This is a genomic window from Vibrio sp. D173a (assembly GCF_030248475.1).
Genome location: NZ_JAHGAH010001027.1, coordinates 1 through 974, shown reverse-complemented (window position 1 = coordinate 974; position 974 = coordinate 1). Strand labels below are relative to the sequence as shown.

The following is a 974-nucleotide window of genomic DNA, read 5'->3' as shown; positions in this document are numbered from 1 at the left end:
ACCTACTTGGTGCTGCGGAAGGCGCTGGTGGTATGTTCGTTTCACTAATTAAACTTCTTGTTGTTCCACTTGTTTACGTATCTATCGTTTGCGGTATCGTTGAACTGAAAGATATCCGTTCATTTGGTCGTCTTGGTGGTAAAACCTTTGCTCTTTACATTATCAACACCATCATCGCGATTTCAGCAGCGCTAACTATCGGTTTGATCTTCCAACCGGGTGCGGGTGCAAACCTAGCGGGTACGGTTTCTGAGACGATTGCTCTAACAACAACAGAAACGCCAGACATCTTCTCTCTGGTTGTGAACATTGTTCCTAGCAACCCAGTACAAGCGTTCGCAAGCGGCGACATGCTTCAAATCATCTTCATGGCGATTCTAACTGGTCTTGCTATCCAAGCTCTTGATTCTCGTGGTGGCCCAGCTATCAAGACGTTCAAGATGGCTAACGAAATCATGATGAAGCTTATCGGCTTAGTAATGAGCCTAGCGCCATACGGTGTATTCGCTCTTATGATTCAACTGGGTGCAACTCTAGACGCTGACACACTAATGTCGGTAGCAGGTTATGTAGCACTTGTTGTTGCAATGCTAGTGTTCTGGATTTTCTTCTTCTACCCAGCAATGGTTGGTGCGTTCACAGGTATTTCTCCTAAGCAGTTCCTGCGTGCAACTCGTGCGCAAGTTCTGTTCTCACTATCTACTGCAAGCTCGAACGCGACAATTCCTGTAACAATGCGCACCCTTACAGAGAAGCTAAACGTTTCTAAGTCTGTAGCAGGTTTCGGTGTGCCACTAGGTGCAACAATGAACATGTCTGGTGTATCTATCTACATCGCACTAGCAACAATGTTCGTAGCTAACGCATTTGGTCAGCCAATCAACACTGCAGACATCTTTACTCTTGGTCTAACTATCCTGCTACTGTCGATCGGTGCTGGTGGTGTTCCCGGTGGCGGTGTAGTAATGGTCGGT

Annotated in this window: 1 protein-coding gene; it reads left to right on the top strand. The window is 46.6% G+C overall.

Going from position 1 to position 974, the window contains the following annotated elements; genetic code table 11:
• Positions 1-974: dicarboxylate/amino acid:cation symporter (locus KIV40_RS31040; RefSeq protein ID WP_285353141.1), on the top strand; the 974-nt coding region annotated here is incomplete at both ends.